This window comes from Serratia sp. 2C06, assembly GCF_050037615.1.
Lineage (GTDB): Bacteria > Pseudomonadota > Gammaproteobacteria > Enterobacterales > Enterobacteriaceae > Serratia > Serratia ureilytica.
Map to the genome: position 1 here is coordinate 1423981 of NZ_CP188299.1, position 17456 is coordinate 1441436.

Below are 17456 nucleotides of genomic sequence, written 5' to 3' on the forward strand. Positions count from 1 at the left end.
GCATGCCGCCCGGATGATACAGATTTATACTGCGTCGCACCCAGGGCAGGTGAACGCTTCCACTGAATTAACATAAGCCTGTAATAAATGATTAAGTATTCTTTTCGCCGTGTTGCGACTTTGTACGGCGCAAAGAGTCTTTGAGGACTTTTTGGGTATGAAAAGTGTAAAAATTAGCCTGGCTTGGCAAATCCTGATCGCGTTGGTGCTGGGTATTATTGTTGGCGCGGTATTGCACAACCAGACCGAATCTCGTGAGTGGCTGGTGAGCAATATTCTCAGCCCGGCGGGTGATATCTTTATTCGTCTGATTAAGATGATTGTGGTGCCGATCGTTATTTCCACGCTGATCGTCGGTATTGCCGGCGTGGGGGATGCGAAAAAGCTGGGCCGCATCGGATTGAAAACCATTATTTACTTCGAAGTGATCACCACGATCGCCATCGTGGTGGGGCTCACCTTGGCCAACGTCTTCCAACCGGGTCACGGCATCGATATGTCGACGCTGACCACGGTGGACATTTCGCAGTATGAGAAAACCACCGAACAGGTGCAAAGCGGTTCGCACAGCCTGGTGGCGACCATTCTGTCGCTGATCCCGTCGAACGTCTTCTCGTCGATGGCCAAGGGCGACATGCTGCCGATTATCTTCTTCTCGGTGCTGTTTGGTCTGGGGCTGTCGTCGTTGCCGAAAGAGACCAAAGAGCCGCTGCTGAAGGTCTTCAAGGCAGTGTCCGAGAGCATGTTCAAAGTCACCCACATGATCATGCGTTATGCGCCGATCGGGGTGTTTGGTCTGATTTCGGTCACGGTGGCGAACTTCGGTTTCGCTTCGCTGCTGCCGTTGGCCAAGCTGGTGGTGCTGGTGTACTTCGCCATCGCGTTCTTCGCCCTGGTGGTGCTGGGGGCGGTCGCTCGGCTGTGCAACCTGCGCATCTGGACGCTGATCCGCATCCTGAAAGACGAACTGATCCTGGCTTATTCCACCGCCAGTTCGGAAACGGTGCTGCCGCGCATCATCGAAAAGATGGAGGCTTACGGCGCGCCCAAGTCGATCACCAGTTTCGTGGTGCCGACCGGTTACTCCTTTAATTTGGATGGTTCGACGCTGTACCAGAGCATCGCCGCCATCTTTATCGCCCAGCTGTACGGCATTGAGCTATCGTTGGGGCAGGAGATCGTGCTGGTGCTGACGCTGATGGTGACCTCGAAAGGGATCGCCGGCGTGCCGGGTGTCTCGTTCGTGGTGCTGCTGGCGACGTTGGGCAGCGTCGGCATTCCGCTGGAAGGCCTGGCGTTTATCGCCGGCGTGGACCGTATCCTGGATATGGCGCGCACCGCGCTGAACGTCGTGGGCAACGCGCTGGCGGTACTGGTTATCGCCAAGTGGGAGCACCAGTTCGATCGCAAGAAGGCGCTGGCCTACGAAACGGAGTTCCTGGCGCAGAAGGTGAAGCCGGCCAATCAAGGCTAATCACCGGCTAGCGGGATATGAAAACCGCCCCGGGCATCCGTGCCCGGGGCGTTTTGTTTTTATGCCCTTTCAGCCTGCCACTTTCTTTTCTCTGCCCCCGCTGCGTCGCTTGCATCCCCGCTTAACAGAATCTAAAGTGTTACCAAATTATTGGAAATGATAATAGATGTTATTATCATTTTCATTTGATGATGTATGGAGACACACAAAAGCCGTTGAACGGCGGGGTATCGCCCGTTCGGCGCTTTTATTCAGGCTTATCAAAGGTAGGTAACATGTCGGACACCGCTTTGGCCTCTGAATGGTTGCCGCTGGCGCCAGCGCAGCTTGATTTCTGGGAAGAATACACCTTGCACCCTGGGCAGACCTTATCCACCGTCGCCCATTGCACCGAACTGTGCGGCGCAATAGAGGAAGCGGCGCTCTGCCGGGCGATCGCCGCCACCCTCGCCGAGACGCAGGCGTTTGCCCTGCGCTTTGGCGAACGGCGTGGCGACCATCCACCGCCGCTACGGCACGAGCCACAGCGCATACCGTCATTGCAACGTATCGATCTGCAAACGCATCGCGATCCCTGGCAGGCGGCGCAAAGCCTGATGCACGAGGATATCGCGCAGCACCGGGCGCTGCACCGCGAACCGTTAGCCGCCGCCTGGCTGCTGAAGCTGGGACCGGAGCGTTACCTCTGGTACGTGCGTGCGCACCATATTCTGGTCGACGGTTTCGGCATGGCGCTAATCGAGCACCGCTGCGCCGCGCTATATGCGCACTACCTCGGCCAGGGGAGCGCGGGCATCCCTTTGGGCGCCTTCGCCCCCTTTCAACAGGCCGAGTTGGCCTACGTCGATTCTGAACGCTGCGAGCGCGATCGGCGCTTTTGGCAGGCCTATCTGCCGCCGTCGCAGGCGCTGCCGACGGTGCGTAAGGGCGGCGGGGAGTATGGCGTGCGACGCCTGAGCGTCAACCGTCGGTTGCCGACAGAAGTCGCGCAACGTCTGGCGCAGCAGTCGGAACGCAGTGGCATCAATTGGCCCGACTTGCTGGTGGCGCTGTCGGCGGTCTGGCTGTTTCAGGTCATGCCGCGTCACGCCCGGCAGGGCGATGCGTTGCCGATGTGGATGCCTGCGATGAATCGCCGCGGGCAAGCCGCCACCAACGTCCCTTCGCTGGCGGTTAATACACTGCCGCTGCTGGTATCGCCGTCGCCAATGGAGACGCTGGGGAGCTTTCTGACCACCCTGACGCAGCAGCTGCGCGAGCTGCGCAGCCACGCCGGCTATCGTCTGCGCCAACTGGCCGCCGATCGCGGCGTGGATCCGAACTCGCGCTTCTTTATTTCTCCCTTCATCAACGTGCAACCCTTCGATGCGCCCCGTTTTGTCGGCTGTCGCGGCGCCCGGCGCGTTTTGGCCGGCGGCTCGGGCGACGGTTTCAACCTGACGTATCGCGGCCGCACCGACGCCCGCGATCTGCAGGTGGATATCGATATTTATCTGGAACAGTTCCCGACGGAGGATGCGCTGGACTATGGCGAGGTGCTGCAAGAATTTCTGCTGCGCGCGCTGCAGCGAGAAGCCTGGGAGCAACCGCTCGCGGCCCTGACGGCATTGCCCGCCTGATAACCTGCGGGCGGGGGATATCCCCGCCCGAGTGATGTGGCTTCAGCTGGTCAGTAACGCCGCCACTTCGCGCGCATTCTTGCACGGCAAGAGCGCACTGCTTACCAGCCGGGTGCCGAAAGCGTCATTGAGGCGCTCCGCCACCTGTTTGATATGCGGCAGCTTCAGCCCCATGGCGATAAACGCCGTCTCTTCTCCCCATTCCGGGCGCGGCGTCACGCCGATCGCCTGCCAATAGATGGTCAGGATCTCTGCGCTGCGCGCCAAAGGCGCGTTCGGCGGCGGGGCTGCGCAGGCGTTCAGCGCCGGCGCGGTTTGCCGCTGGCTCAGGTCGGCGCGGATACGATGGCGGTCGGTTTTGCCGTTGGCAGACAGCGGCAGCGCCTCGGCGTGGATAAAGCGCGTGGGAATATGGGTACAGGGCAGATAGCCGGTGGCAAAGGCGCGGATCTCGGACAGCGGCAGCGGCTTGCCGTCGCGGGTCAGATACAGGGCGCCGAGCGCCGCCTCGTTGTTCTCTCCGCTGGGATAATCCACCACCACCATATCCCGGATCGCCGGATGGCGGCGCAGCACGTCTTCGATTTCCGGCAGCGAGACGCGCACGCCGCGGATCTTCACATAGCCGTTCACCCGGGTGGCGAACATGATGTTGCCGTCCGGACGGTAATAGCCCTGATCGCCGGTACGGAAAGCGCGCAGCGGCTGCCCGTCCGGCCCTGCGAGGGTGACGAAGTCGTGCTGCTTCAGCTCCCCCTGCTCCAGATAGCCTAACGCCAGGTTGACCCCGGCGGTATGGATGCGGCCGACCACGCCGGCCGGGCAGTGGCTGCCGTCGTCATGGCAGATGAAATAGCGGTTGGCCGGCAGCGGGCGGCCGTAAGGCACGGTGCCGCTCTCCTGCGGGGCGATCGGGTGCCAGATGCTCCAGATGGTGGTTTCGGTCGGCCCGCCGAGTGAGAACAGCGCGAGATCCGGGCGTAAGGTGCGCAGGGTTTGCACCGTCGCCGGCTTGATGTAGTCGCCGCCCTGCGCCACCAGGCGCAGCGAGCGCAGGCTGTCGGCCGTTTTACAGGTGAGCAGCATCTCCAGAATGGCGGGCACCGAGCACCACAGGCTGACCCGATGTTTTTCCACCAGTTGGTTCCAACTGATGGCGTCTTTTTCCTGATGCGGCGCCGGCAGTACCAGCGTGGCGCCGGCGCACAGCGAACCGAACAGATCGAACATCGACATGTCATGGTGCGGCGGCGTCACGGAAATAAAGACGTCGTCGGCGGTGACTCTCCAGCGCTGTTGGGTTTGGTGCACGACGTTGGCGGTAGCGCGGTTGTTGAGCACCACGCACTTGGGTTTACCGGTGGTGCCGGAGGTATACAGGTAATAGCTCGCGGCCTGGCTGGCGCTGCGTTCCGTCAACGCCTGTCCATCCGGCAGCGCGGGCGCGCGATCCGTCGGCGTCAGCAGGGTAGCCGGCGTCACGCCGATCGGCGTCTCCAGATCGCCGCCGTGCACCACCAGCGTCGGCCGGCAGTTCTCCAGCAGGTAGGCGGTGCGCTCCGGCGGCGAGTTGATGTCGATAGGCACCCAGATCACCCCCTGCAGGGCGCAGGCGAGGCTGAAGATGATCTGTTCCGGGCTGCGCGGCAAATACAGCGCCACCACGTTGCCCGGCTGTACGCCGCGGCTTTGCAGGTTGGCGATCGCCGTGGCGATCCGCTGGCCCAGCTCGCGATAGGTCAGCGTCTGCTCGCCGCAGATCAGCGCGTTGCCGCCGTTATGCGCGCCGAACAGCCGCTCGGTCAGCTGCGCCAGATAAGGATAAGGCGCGTAATTCGCTTCGCTGTCGTTGTGGCGGTAATGCGCCAGATCGATGAAATCTCGCGGGGCGATCGCCAGATCGGCGCGTTGGCAACTGTGCAGGATGCGCCGCTGCAAGGCCGCCAGTATGGCCGCTACCTGCTCGCCGTGCAGCGCCTGCTCGGCGTAATCCACGCACAGCTGCAGGTTTTTTTCGCTGTCCAGCGTCAGACGGATATCAATGGCGACCTGCGGCGTTTGGGTCAGGCCATCGTGGAAGCGCACCGGCGCCTCGGCCGGCAGCGTTTCCCAACCCAAACAGTTGGTCAGGATCACCGGCAGCGCCGGGCCGCCCTGGCTTTGGCCGAGCAACTGACGCGCCAGATCGACGCCGGAAAACGCCAGGTGATCGAGCGCGCCGAGCACATCGTCCTGCAAGGCTTGCGCGCGCTGGATAAAGTCTTCGCCATAGCGCGAATAGCGCACCGCCACGAAGCTGGAGGCGTTGCCCAGCGCGCCGTCGGCGGCGGGGAACGCCACCGGCACCCCGACGCACAGCTCCCCGTCGGTGGTCCAGTGGGCCAGCGTATCGAGGATCAGCGCCGAGAGCAGGCTGTTGCGCAGCAGTGCATGCGGCGATCCCAGGCGGCCGAGTTGTTTGACCGTGTCGTGCGGCAGCGTCAGGGTGGCGCGGCGATAGCGTGATGCGGTGAGATTGGCGAGCGGGGCGTGCCACGGCAACGCCGACGGGGTGGTGACATCCTGCAGCTTCTCGCGCCAATAGGCGGCATCGGCCTGGCGTTGCGCCGCCGATGCCGCAGGGGGCGGCAGCGCGGCGGCGGTCGGCGTCAGAGGGCGATCGTCGAACAGGCGCGCGATCACGGCGGAGATCCCTTGGCCGTCGAGGATCAAGGCATCAAAGCTGGTAAAGATCAGCGTATCGTACGGCGATCCCGTCGGATCCTGCTGTTCGGCAAGTTGGATCACGGCGATGCGCCACAGCGGTTGGCTCGGATCGTGGCGCTGGTGGGAGTAACGCTCGCGCAGTTGTTCCGTCTGGCGCTGCGCCGCTTCGTCATCCAGCGAGCTCAGGTCGTGGCGATCCAGATGCAGCGTGATTTCCGGGCGCACGTGCTGCGTGCCGCGCTGCACATCGATGCAGGTGCGCAACGCCGGGTAGTGCTGTACCAGCTCGGCCAGGCGCGCTTCAAGGCGCAGCACATCCCGCTGCCGGGCGCGGTATTCGCGGAAGTCGTGCATCGCCACGCCGCCGAGCGGCCATCGATCGCTGCGGCCGAGAAGATAGGCCTGCTGCAGTGCGGTTAATGGTGTCTCCATGGTGCTTCCCTATAGTCGCTAACCGATTAAAACGTGCCGGACGTCGCGCGCCCGGAAACCGATCTCAGTGCTGCGGCGCCAGCGCGGCGAGCAGCGTTTTCGCATGCCGTCCTGCCTCGGGCGAGCGTTGGCAGATCAATGCCGCCAGCGCCGCCGGAGAGGGATGCGCCGCCAGATCCTGCACCGTCAGCGCCGCCGCCAGATACCTGTTGAGCACCGTTAGCAGCGCGTTCACCCCAGCATCCGGCAGGGCCAAGCGGTGGATATCGTCGTGGTCGTGCAAGCCGGCCTCGGGAGCCACCCGCTCCAGCAGCCGGTGCAGCACCTGGCGCACCGGCGCCTGCTGCGCCAGCGCGTCGGGGGTACACTGCGCCAGCAGTTGCGACAGCGGGCGATCGAACGCCCCCGCTTGCCGCGCGGCCAGGTGCAGCAGCGCCCGGTAACAGGCCAGCAGGCGTGGCAACACGTGCTCGGGAAACGCGTCCAGCCGCACGTCCCAGTTGATCAGAATGCCGTCGTCGACGTGGGCGACCTGCGCATCCAGCGCGACCTGCGGCCCCTGAGAGATGACCCAGCCGAGAGGGCCGAAGGTGTCGGCGACCCGTTCGGAAAACAGCGTCTTGCCGCGGATGCCGAAACCGGCGGTAAACACCACCGGCGAAGGCTGCAGGCTGCCGTGCAGGCGTGACAGATCGCGCATCACGCTGACGCCGGGATAATCCGCATGCTCGATCAGCTCCGCCAGCTGCGCCATCAGGCGTTGGCAGAAGGCGTTCAGGTTTTCCGTCGGGTTCAATTCCACGCCGAGCAATACCAGATTAGAGAAGTCGCCGACGAGGCGATGCGCGTCTTCCCGTTCGCTCTCGCGGTGGAACAGTGGCACGTTGAGCCGGAAGCGCGTCATGTTCCAACCCTGGCCGACGGCCAGCGCGAACAGCGCCAGAAACAGCGTCGAGAGGGAGGTGTGGTGCCGCTTGGCCACGCTCTCCAACGCGCGGCTTTCTTCTGCATTCAGCTGGATGGCCAAACGATCGCTGCGGCAGCGGTCCGGCGTGCGCAGCAGGCGCGGCGCCGGCGGCACCTGCGCCAGGCGAGCACGCCACCAACGCTGGCTGCGTTCGCGCCGCTGGCGCAGCGCCTCGTCGGCGTTGCGTCGTTCGAGGTGATCGAAGTAGGCCGGCGGCGCGTCATGGGAGGGCGCCGCCGGACACTGGTGATAAAACGCCGCCAGATCCTCCATCAGCAGGCGAAAGCTCATGGCATCGCCGGCGATCATGTCGAGATCGACGTGCAAGCGGCTGCGCCCTTCCGGCAGCAGGCTCAGGCTGATATCGCAGGGAACGCCCTGTTCCAGCGGCAGCAGCTGGGTGCTTTTCGCCTGGCGTTTGGCGGCGAGCGCGGCCGCCAGCGTCGCTTCATCGGCGTGTCGCCAGTCGTCGAGATGCAAGGTATGCCGGGGACCGGGGGGCGCGATCGTCTGTTGGCCATCGTCGGTAATGCGCAGGCGCAGCAGCGGATGATGCAGGTACAACATCTCTACGGCCTGGCGGAGCTGAGCGGCATCCAGCTCACCGCCGTCGAACTCCGCATACAGGTGGGCGGCCATGCCGCCCAGAGGGGGAGCGGACTGTCGGCCTACCCAATAGGCGGCCTGCATCGTGGTTAACGCTTTCATCGGGTATCCATTTTGATTCAGCCAACGAGACTGCAAGAATATATCCAAATGTTAATAGGAATGAAAATTATTATTATTTGATCCATTTGGCGCATGGGTGCTATCTATAAGGCGTTTTAGCAATACTGAGCAGAGAGGGCGTTGGGCGTGAGTAATTTATCTATATTATTCTTAGCATTGAAATGATTGCTTGTTATTACAGCGCTCGTTTTTCCTGCGAAAGTATAAGGGTTTCTGGCGGTTATCTTGTCAGGCTTCACACCTTTATTGATAATGATTTGCATTAGAAAATGCAAAATATTATCATTCTTAACATTATTTTACGTTTTTATACAAGCTGCCGGCCGCTCCGCCGGCGGCTTGGCCGTGGACGGGGCCGCGCCCGTTCGGCCGCGAAAGACATGGGTTTGCCGCAGGGATAAGCAACAGCAAGGCCGGGAAGGCCGCAGCGTCATGATCTGTGTGAGTGTCGATGTAGGTTGTGTAAAAAAAAATCAAATTTTGTGCACCTCTGGGATGAAAGGAGAAGACATCTATGGGCAAGCATTTTGCGGCTCAACGGCATGAAAGCGTAGGAAACGGGGAAAAGGCGGGGTTGAAAGCCATTGGGGCATTTTCCTCCGTATTTTTAGGGGTTTGTTCACTGGCGATCGGTAACGTCAACGCGGCGGAAACGAAGAGCAACGAAACCTACCAGGACGCGGAAACGCTGCTGGTCACCGGTGAGAAGATCAAACGGTCCATTTTCGACACCGGCTCCAGCGTGCAGGTGTTCGACAGCAACCGCATCGCCTCGATGCCCGATGCGGTGCAGATCCCCGATCTGCTGCGCATGACCCCCAACGTGGTGGATCTGGGCATCGGCAACGAACTGCCGACCGTGCGCGGCATCGACGGTTCCGGCCCGAACGTCGGCGCCAACGCTTTCCTTAGCGGCACCCGCCCGCGCCTCAATCTGTCATTGGACGGCCGTTCGCTGACTTATAACGAACAGGCGTTCGGTCCGCAGTCGCTGTGGGATCTGGATCGCGTCGAAGTGTTCCTCGGCCCGCAAAGCTACATCCAGGGGCGCAACGCCATCGCCGGCGCCATCGTCATGGCCAGTAAGGATCCGACCTTCGAGTGGGAAAGCGCCTTCAAGGGCGGGGCCGGCAACCAGCACTCTTCACAGTTGGCGGCCATGGCGTCCGGCCCGCTGGTGGAAGATCAGCTGGCGTTCCGCGTCAGCGTCGATCGCCAGCGCCGCCGCAGCGAAGCCGATCTGCCGGCCTATGCGCCGGTGGGCGATCCGCGCGAAGTGGAAGCCACCACCGCCCGCGCCAAGCTGTTGTTCAACCCGGCCGGCCTGCGCGATCTGACCACCAAGCTGACCTTCAACCACTTCGGCAGCACCGCGCCGCAGAACGAAAGCCTCAACCCTCAGCCGCATCCGACCAACCCGCGCCACGATCCGCGCCGCGCCGTGTTCAAAAGCAACATGAACAGCACCATCTGGGATCTGGCCTGGGAGCAGTCCGACGCACTGACGTTGGAAAACCGCGTTATTTACACCGACTTCAACATCAACCGTCCGACCGCTTACAACATCCAATACGCCGAGATCGACGGCCAGGAAGTTCACGTGGAGCCGGTAGTGCGCTTCGGCGGCGCGGACAGCCGCCTGCACGGGCTGGCGGGGCTGCGTTACTTCCACGGCACGCAGGATGAGTTCGTCAACATCTTCGGCGGCTCGACCTTCAAGGATAAGACCGATACCCATTCGGCGTTCGCCGAGCTGACCTATGCGCTGACGCCGCAGGTGGACGTGACCGCCGCCAGCCGTCTGGAGCGCGAACATCGTCGCCGAGACGGCGGCAGCCAGGCGGTGCGCATCGATTTCGATGAAACCTACACCGTGTTCCTGCCGAAGCTGGACGTGGCCTGGAAACCGACGGATACCCAAACCTACGGCGCCAAGATCGCACGCGGCTATAACGCCGGCGGCGGCGGCATCACGATCGGCACGCCGGTGGTCAGCTACACCTACGGTTCCGAGTATGTCTGGAACTACGAGCTGTACACCCGCCATCACCTGAAAGACGCCAATGTGGTGCTGACGGGTAACATCTTCTACAACGATTACAAGGATATGCAGCTGCCTTACTCGTTGGGTGAGAACTCCAGCGTGATCCGCAACGCCGACAAGGTGGAAACCTACGGCGCGGAAATCGGCGCTACCTGGCAGCCGCGCTGGGATTTCGAACTGTTCGGCAACCTCGGCCTGTTGAAAACCGACATCAAGAAGTTCTCGGGCAGCGGCGTGGAAGGGCATGAGCTGGCGCGCGCGCCGGCTTACACCGCCAACATGGGCGCCAAATATCAGTTCCTGAAAGGGTGGGAGCTGAGCAGCAATGTGGCGTTTACCGACTCCTACTATTCGCAATACGACAACGACTCGCGCGGGCGCATCGGCTCCTATTGGACGGCCAACGCCCAGCTGGCTTACACCTTCGACTACGGTCGCGCCACGCTGTATGCGAAAAACCTGTTTGATTCCGACCGCCGCGAGATGGTCAGAAGCAATGACATTTACACGGCGACGCTCCAGCGAGGCCGCCTGGTCGGCGCAGCGGTTGAGCTGACTTTCTAACGCTATCGCGGTGACGGGGGACGAATGTCCCCCGTTTTATGCGCTATCCCGGCACGGCCGGGCAAAGGAGATAACGCAGTGATCGGTGATTTTGACAGCATTCTGAGCGATGAAGAGGCCCAGCGGCTGGAGAGCGCGTTTCAGGCGCTGGGCGCGGGGGCGGCGAACGGCGAGCGGCCGGTAAGCGAAGCCGAAGAGCGGGCATGGTTTGCCCATCTGCAGCAGGGTGACGCACGCGGGCAGCGGGCGCTAGCCTGGCGCCTGACGGGAGAGGTGGATATCGCCCAACTGACGGCGGCGCTGCAGGCGCTGGTGCGGGAAACGCCGGGCGTGAACGTGCATTACGTTTTTGATGACGAAAACGGTCTGATTAAACGCGCCGCCGATTCGGCGCCGTTGCCGGTGAGCCTGCGTCAGGTGGCGGATGAACAACACGCCATGGATTGCCTGCTGCAGGCGCAGGCGGCGCCGTTTGAACTGGAAGGCGAAGCGCCGCTGCGCTTCTTGCTGTTGCTCACGCCGGGCGGTGATGTGATGTTGGGCGCGGTATTGCATGACATCCTGGCGGAAACGCTGCCGTGGCGCCACCTGCCGGCGATGTTGTCCGCCCGTTATAACGGAGATGCGATGCCTCTGCCTTTCGCGGCGGAGCCGGTCGAGCCGCCGGAAACCCCGGAGCCACAGCTGCCCTGGGCGCGCCAGGCGGTCGCGCTGCAGGATTATCGCAGCCCGGCGCAGCGTGTTGAAGCGTTGCCACCGGTGGGCGCGCGCGTGGTCACGCGCATTGCGCGCTCGCTGTTGCCCGCCAACGACACGCCGCGGGCGTTGATGGCGGCGGTGGCGGCGCGTTTTGCCGAGTTCGTCGCCGCGCAGGCCGGCGGCCAAGCGGTGCAGCTGTGCGTGCCGGCGGCAGAAACGGCGGAGTGCGTCGGCCTGGAGTTGGGCCTGACGGCAGCGCCGCTGATGCGCCTGACCGTACGTCACGGCGACGGCGATGCCGGGCAACGGCTGCTGGCGCAGACCGTGGCTGAACAGCCTGATCCGCAGCGGGCGCAACTGCTGGTGGCCTGGCGCGACGATCTGGCTGCAGAGTGGCGGTTGGAAGGCGTTCACGCCGAACGCCTGTTGCTGCCGCCGCTGCATACGCCGTTTGAACTGGCGCTGCTGTTGAGCTCGCCCGAGGCGGAAACGCTGACGCTGGAGCTGGTCACCGATCCGCGTCTGTCTCCGCACGCGGCGCCTTTCCTGCTGGAGCAGTTCAGCGCGTTCCTGGCCGGGCAGCGGATTGCCGTCGCATTGCCGGCGGCTGAGGCCGTTTCCCCGGCGATGGCCGCGCCGGCGGCGAACGGCGACCCGGACGAAAGCATTGCATCACTGATTTTGCAGGCGTTCCGTGAGGCGCTGGCGGCGCCGGAAATGACCCTGGATGAAGACTTCTTCGATCGCGGCGGCCATTCGCTGGTCGCCACCCGGGTGATCGGCCGCTTGCTGAGCCTGCATCAGATCGAAATCAATATTAACGATCTGTTCAGCCATCCCACGGCGCGCGGGCTGGCGGGGTACGCCAAACGCCTGAACGTCGCGCAGCCGAATGCCGCACCGACGACCGCCGACGATCATGATCGGGCGCAGGCGCCGCTGTCGTTGGCGCAGGAATCGTTGTGGAAGGTGTATGAAGCCTTTGGTCATGACGAGATCTTCAACCTGCCGTTCTCTCTGCGTTTCTTCGATGAGGTGGATGAAACGGCGCTGCGTCAGGCGTTTATCGACGTCATGACTCGCCATACCGTGCTGCGTTCACGCTTCGTCGAGCAGCAGGGCGAGGTGGTGCAGGTGGTGGTGCCGGCCGCAGAACTGCCGGATTATCAGTGGTTCCGCTTCTCTCACGAGACGCCGGCGGGTAACGCCGCGGCCCTGTTGGCCGACGCCGGCCAGCACCGGTTCGATCTGGCCGCCGAGCTGCCGCTGCGCGCCACGCTGCTGCGCGATGCGGACAACGGCCAACAGCTGCTGTCGCTGCTGTTCCACCATGTGGTGCTGGATGAATGGTCGCTCAACCTGATGATGGACGAGCTGGGCGTCGCCTATCGCCATCGCGTCGTCGGCCAGGCGCCGCAGTGGAGCGGGCAGCCGCCGCAGTTCCACACCTTCGCCCGGCAGCAGCGGGCCTCGGGGGTGCAGCAGCAACATCTGGACTATTGGCTCGATGCGCTGCGCGGCGCACCGGTCGGCCAACCGATCTTCCGGCAAGAAGCGTCCACCCACCCGGCGGTGCCGGCGCCGGCGGACGTCAACGGCGGCTGGCTGGAGTTCGAGGTCGATCCTGCCGTGGCGGAAGGCCTGTATCAGCTTGCCCGCCGCAACAACGCTTCGCTGTTCAACGTGGTGTATGCCGGGATTACCTCGGCGCTGCGTCTGCTGGGCGGCCCGGCGGATCTGCTGGTGGGCACCTCAACCTCTGGCCGTAACGACGCCGAGTTCTTCGATACCGTCGGCTATTTCACCACCGTGGTGGTGCACCGCGTGCGCTTCGACGAGGGGCTGACGGTGGCCGGGTTGGTCAGCCAGGTGAAAAACACCATCAATGGCTCGCTGCCGTACACCGACATTCCGATCGATCTGGTGGAGGAAGGGCTGTTCGGCGTGGACGCCGACCGCAAGAACCACATGTTTGAAGTGTTCATCCAGATCCACAGCCGCATCAAGCTGAACGGCGAGTTCCGGCTGCAGGACGGCAGCGCGATCGCCTACCGTCAGGTGGAGCCGGAGAAAGCTGAATCGTTGCTCGGCCTGCAGTTTGAGGTGATGGAAGACGATCTGGCCGGGAAGAAATCCCTGCGGGTGATGATGACCTACCGTCAGGACCACTACAGCCGGGAGCAGGCCAATCTGATCGCCGACGGCGTTCAGCACGTCTTTACCCAGTTTGCGCAGCACATCGCTGGCGATATCGCTCTGGCGGCGCTGCCGCCCGGGCCGCAGGCATGACGTTGTTTCACTCTAACCGAAAGCATGATTTTCAAGGAGATAAAAGGATGTCTGGAACCCTAGCAACCCCGCGCGCGCTACTGTCGCTGCTGGTGGCGGCCTCTCTGGTGGTCGCCGGCGCCGCGCAGGCGGACGATGTCAGCATCAAACCGCAGGACATCAAGCGCGAGGCGCTGTCGTCGACGGTGGTGGAGATGGCCTACAGCACCTCGCAACAGGCGCTGTTCGTCAGCGCGCCGGACTGGAAGGAAGAGGCGCGCTCCCGCGTGCTGCGGCTGGATCCCAACACCCTGGCGATCAAGGCGGAGATCCCGCTGAAGGTGAAAGGCTTCGGCGTGGCGCTGAACGATGCGGGCAACCGTTTGTACCTGACGCAGGCCTTCAACGGCGAAGTCGGGGTGGTGGACACCACCACCAACCATGCGCTCGACAGCATCAAGCTGCTGGATAAAGCGGTGCTGGAGCAGGCCTACAAGCAGGCGGGCATCAGCGGCAAGCGCCTGGATTTCCTGCTGGCGGAGCTGAAGAAGTTCAAGATCACTGAGGACTACCTGTACCGCATCCGCGAGATTAAATATGACGCGCAAAGCGGCCGCCTGTTCCTGCCGGGGCTGGGCTTCGGCGTCGACAGCGTGCTGTACGTGGTCGATACCAAGGCCGGCAAGCTGGAGAAAGTGATCCCGGGCTTCGGTTACAACGCGGTGGGCATCACGCTGGATGAGAAGGGCCGCAGAGTGTTCGTCTCCAACATGCAGGGGCAGGTGATCACCCTGAACGCCGACACGTTGGCGATCGCCGCCACGCACGAGGTGCAGGCCGATCAGTTGCTGAACCTGGTGTATGACCCGGCGAGCAACCGCCTGTTGGGCGTCGATCAGGGCATCGACCGCGACGACTACCGCAACCATCATCTGGGGCGCGACTACGTGAAGCGCAGCAGCGGCCACCGGGTGTTTGCGCTGGATGCGGACAGCGGCAAGGTGCTGGCCAGCGAACTGACGGATGAAGTGCCGATCGGTCTGCTGCTCGACGAGCGCAGCCAGCGGCTGTATGTCGCCAACCGCAAGGGCGTGCGCGTGGATCACGGCGCCGGGACGCTGACGGTGTTCGACGCCAAGACCCTCAAGCGCCTGCAAACCGTAGACCTGCCGCCGCACCCTAACAGCCTGGCGTTGGATCCGAAAGGCGATGCGCTGTTCGTAACGGTGAAAAACGACGGCGCTGCCACCAAGGCCGGCAAACCCGAAAGCGTGGTGCGCATTCAGCTACACACCAAATAACTGAATGGAAAGATAAAAAAAGGGCGCCGCGGCGCCCTTTCTCGTGGCTGACAAAGGAGGAAAAAGCGTGGTTTTTCCTCCTTTGTGGTTATCAGCCGAAAATCAATGAATTGATTTTCCTTGTTTTCTATCTGTCGCCTAATGAAAGCCCGGCAACGTCATCCGCTTTGTCATTTACCTCAAGGGGTGCAGAGCACCCCTTTGTCGTTGGTTCATGTCATCAGAAGTGGGTGTTGATGCTCATGTAGTAGGTGCGGCCCGGTTCGTTGTAGGTGGCCGCGCCCGCACCGGCGATGTTGATCGCACCGGTGTTCGGGTCGCCGACGTTCTGCGCGTTGCCGGCGCGGAACTGGCGTTTATCGAACAGGTTGTCGATGCCGGCGGTGAGGCTGACGTTTTTGGTCAGATCATAGGTCGCGCTGGCGCCGACGACGGCGTAAGGGCTAACCTCGCGGGTTTCGCCGCCGGTGGCCGGTTTACCCTGGTAGTTGTACTTCTTCGGCTTCTGACGGCCGTACCAGGTCAGGGTGGACTGCATCGACAGATCCTGCGTGGCCTGCCAGCTGAGGGTCGAGTTGACGGTGAACTTCGGGATCACCGACAGGTAATCGCCGGTGGTCTTGTTCTTGTTCTCGATCATGTAGGTGGCGTTGTTGCTCCAGGTGACGGTCTCGCTGACCGGCACGTTCAGCGAGCCTTCCAGCCCTTGCACCACCGCCTTCGGCACGTTTTCCCACTGATAGACCGCCGTGCCGGTGCTGCTGGTGGCGATGCGGGAGTTACCCGCTTCAATCTTGTTGTGGTAATCGTTGCGGAAGTAGGTCACGCCGGCCAGCCAGCCGTCGTTATGGAACTCCAGCCCGATCTCTTTGTTGACGCTGGTTTCCGCCTTCAGATCGTCGTTGCCGAGCAGGTAGCAGCCGTTTCTGGTATCGCTACCGGCGCATCCCTGGCCTTTGCTGTACAGCAGATAGTTGCCGTTGGTCTGGAACAGGGTCGGGGCTTTATAGGAACGCGCGATGCCCATCTTCAGCGTGAAGTAGTCGCCCAGTTCCTGCGACAGGTTCAGCGCCGGGCTCCAGTTGTTGCCGGATTCCGAATGCAGATCGTAGCGCAGACCCGGCGTCAGCATGGTGGTGTCGGTCAGTTCAATGTTGTCTTCGGCGAACAGCGAGAAAATATGCGCGGAAGCGTAAGGGCTGCGCGTACCGGTCGTCATGCCGGGAATGGTGCCGCCCATCAGCGTTTGGCTGGTGGAGGTGCCGTCCTTCATGCGTTGTTGGCTCCACTCGGTACCCAGCGTAGCGGTTTGCGCGACGCCCAGATCGAACGGCACGCTGACTTCGCTGTGCGCCAGGAAGTCATCCAGCTTGGTGGTGCCGAAACCGGTGTTCTTGGTATCGAAGATGCCTTCGGTGCCGCCGGCCAACCCTTCGTTTATACGGGTGTTGCGGGTGCGTTCGAACTGCACGTAGTTGTTGGTGCTCACGCCGTTGTCCCAGGCGCCGCGGTGGGTCAGGCCGAAGGTTTCACGGTAGATGCGGTTGGTCTCTTTGCCGTAGTTGCTCTGCACCAGGGCGTTGGTGTTGGTGTTCTGAGTATCGCCGGCGTACAGGTTGCCCTGGCGGCCATAGGCGTATTCGAACTCCAGCGACTGCAGATGGGCGAAATCCCAGTGCAGCAAGGCGTCGATGTTTTTATCGACCACCCCTTCGCGCCCGGCGGGCACGCTGTTGGCGTAGGCGCCGACGCGTTCGGATTTGTGCGATTCGTTAATGTCCCAGGCGTCGGCCTGCGTTTTGCTGTAGCCGCCGAACAGGCGGAAGCTCAGGGAATCGCTCAGCGGGCCGGACAGGCTGAAATCGGTACGCTTGGTGGCGCCTTCCTGCTTGTGCTGCGGCACGTTGAAGTAGCCGTTCAGCGAGCCGTGCAGCGCATCGCCGGCCTTCTTGGTGATGATGTTGACCACGCCGCCCGCGGCGCCGTTGCCATAGCGCGCCGCAGCCGGGCCGCGCAGCACTTCGATGCGTTCGATCATTTCCGGCGGCACCCAGGCGGTATCGCCGCGTGAGTCACGTTCGCCGCGCCAGCCCTGACGCACCGAGTTGCGGCTGGAGGCCGGTTTGCCGTCGATCAGAATCAGGGTATTTTCCGGGCCCATGCCGCGGATATCGATCTGGCGGTTGTTGCCGCGCTGGCCGCTGGTGGAGTTGCCGGTCAGGTTAACCCCGGGCATGGTGCGGATCAGTTCGCTGATGTCGCGCGCCGGCGGGCGTTTCTTGATCTCGTCGGCGGTGATGGTGGATACCCCCGGCGCCTGCAGGTTCTGCCGGGCGGCGGTCACGACGATGGTGTCTTCGCCGCGCGGCTTTTTATCCGCTGTGCCGCTGTTTTCTTCCGTGGTGGGGGTGTCGGTCTGCTGCGCGGCGTTGGCGAACGCGGACGCGCCCAATCCCAAGCCGATAAGAGTGGCCAAAGAATAACGTGATAGCTTGCTTTTCATTTGAGTGTCCTACCTTGCTGCCCTCCCTCGCCGAATGGGGGAAAGGCGGTTGTAGTTTTTGTGTAGTCGGAATAGAAAATCGGCTGCGGCAAGGGATGCCATTGATGTATCCCCGATCCCTGTCCGTTGCGCGCAATACCAGCACGATCT

At 62.7% G+C, this 17456-nt stretch carries 8 protein-coding genes; 5 read left to right on the forward strand and 3 right to left on the reverse strand.

What is annotated here, in order from left to right:
• Window positions 1–157: 157 nt before the first annotated feature.
• Both gltP and ACP3TA_RS07170 read left to right on the forward strand, forming a co-directional pair.
• The gene (gltP, locus tag ACP3TA_RS07165) at window positions 158–1474 is read left to right on the forward strand and encodes a glutamate/aspartate:proton symporter GltP (RefSeq protein WP_033641576.1); all 1317 of its coding nucleotides are present in this window, start codon (window positions 158–160) and stop codon (window positions 1472–1474) included.
• A gap of 275 nt (window positions 1475–1749) precedes the next feature.
• Window positions 1750–3093 carry a condensation domain-containing protein gene (locus tag ACP3TA_RS07170; RefSeq protein ID WP_046688075.1) on the forward strand — a complete coding sequence of 448 codons (1344 nt, stop codon included), beginning with the start codon at window positions 1750–1752 and terminating at the stop codon, window positions 3091–3093.
• A gap of 42 nt (window positions 3094–3135) precedes the next feature.
• On the opposite strand, the gene ACP3TA_RS07175 is transcribed toward ACP3TA_RS07170, so the two are convergent.
• Together ACP3TA_RS07175 and ACP3TA_RS07180 are read right to left on the reverse strand one after the other, a co-directional pair.
• On the reverse strand, window positions 3136–6231 hold the full coding sequence (locus tag ACP3TA_RS07175; protein WP_206196405.1) for an amino acid adenylation domain-containing protein: 3096 nt from the start codon (window positions 6229–6231) through the stop codon (window positions 3136–3138).
• A gap of 64 nt (window positions 6232–6295) precedes the next feature.
• Window positions 6296–7906 (reverse strand): condensation domain-containing protein, encoded by a 1611-nt coding sequence (locus tag ACP3TA_RS07180; protein WP_206196404.1) that lies wholly within the window; start codon window positions 7904–7906, stop codon window positions 6296–6298.
• A gap of 535 nt (window positions 7907–8441) precedes the next feature.
• Here ACP3TA_RS07180 and ACP3TA_RS07185 point away from each other — a divergent pair.
• The 3 genes from ACP3TA_RS07185 to ACP3TA_RS07195 all read left to right on the forward strand — a co-directional run bounded on the left by ACP3TA_RS07185 (window position 8442) and on the right by ACP3TA_RS07195 (window position 14803).
• On the forward strand, window positions 8442–10535 hold the full coding sequence (locus tag ACP3TA_RS07185) for a TonB-dependent receptor (protein ID WP_033641581.1): 2094 nt from the start codon (window positions 8442–8444) through the stop codon (window positions 10533–10535).
• Window positions 10536–10613: 78 nt separating this feature from the next.
• A complete protein-coding gene (locus tag ACP3TA_RS07190; protein WP_206196403.1) occupies window positions 10614–13523 on the forward strand; it encodes a condensation domain-containing protein in 2910 nt (969 codons plus the stop codon).
• A 47-nt stretch (window positions 13524–13570) separates the two neighbouring features.
• A complete protein-coding gene (locus ACP3TA_RS07195) occupies window positions 13571–14803 on the forward strand; it encodes a YncE family protein (RefSeq protein ID WP_206196402.1) in 1233 nt (410 codons plus the stop codon).
• A 220-nt stretch (window positions 14804–15023) separates the two neighbouring features.
• Here ACP3TA_RS07195 and ACP3TA_RS07200 read toward each other — a convergent pair whose 3' ends face one another.
• A complete protein-coding gene (locus tag ACP3TA_RS07200; RefSeq protein WP_206196401.1) occupies window positions 15024–17306 on the reverse strand; it encodes a TonB-dependent siderophore receptor in 2283 nt (760 codons plus the stop codon).
• Between the last annotated feature and the right edge of the window lie 150 nt (window positions 17307–17456).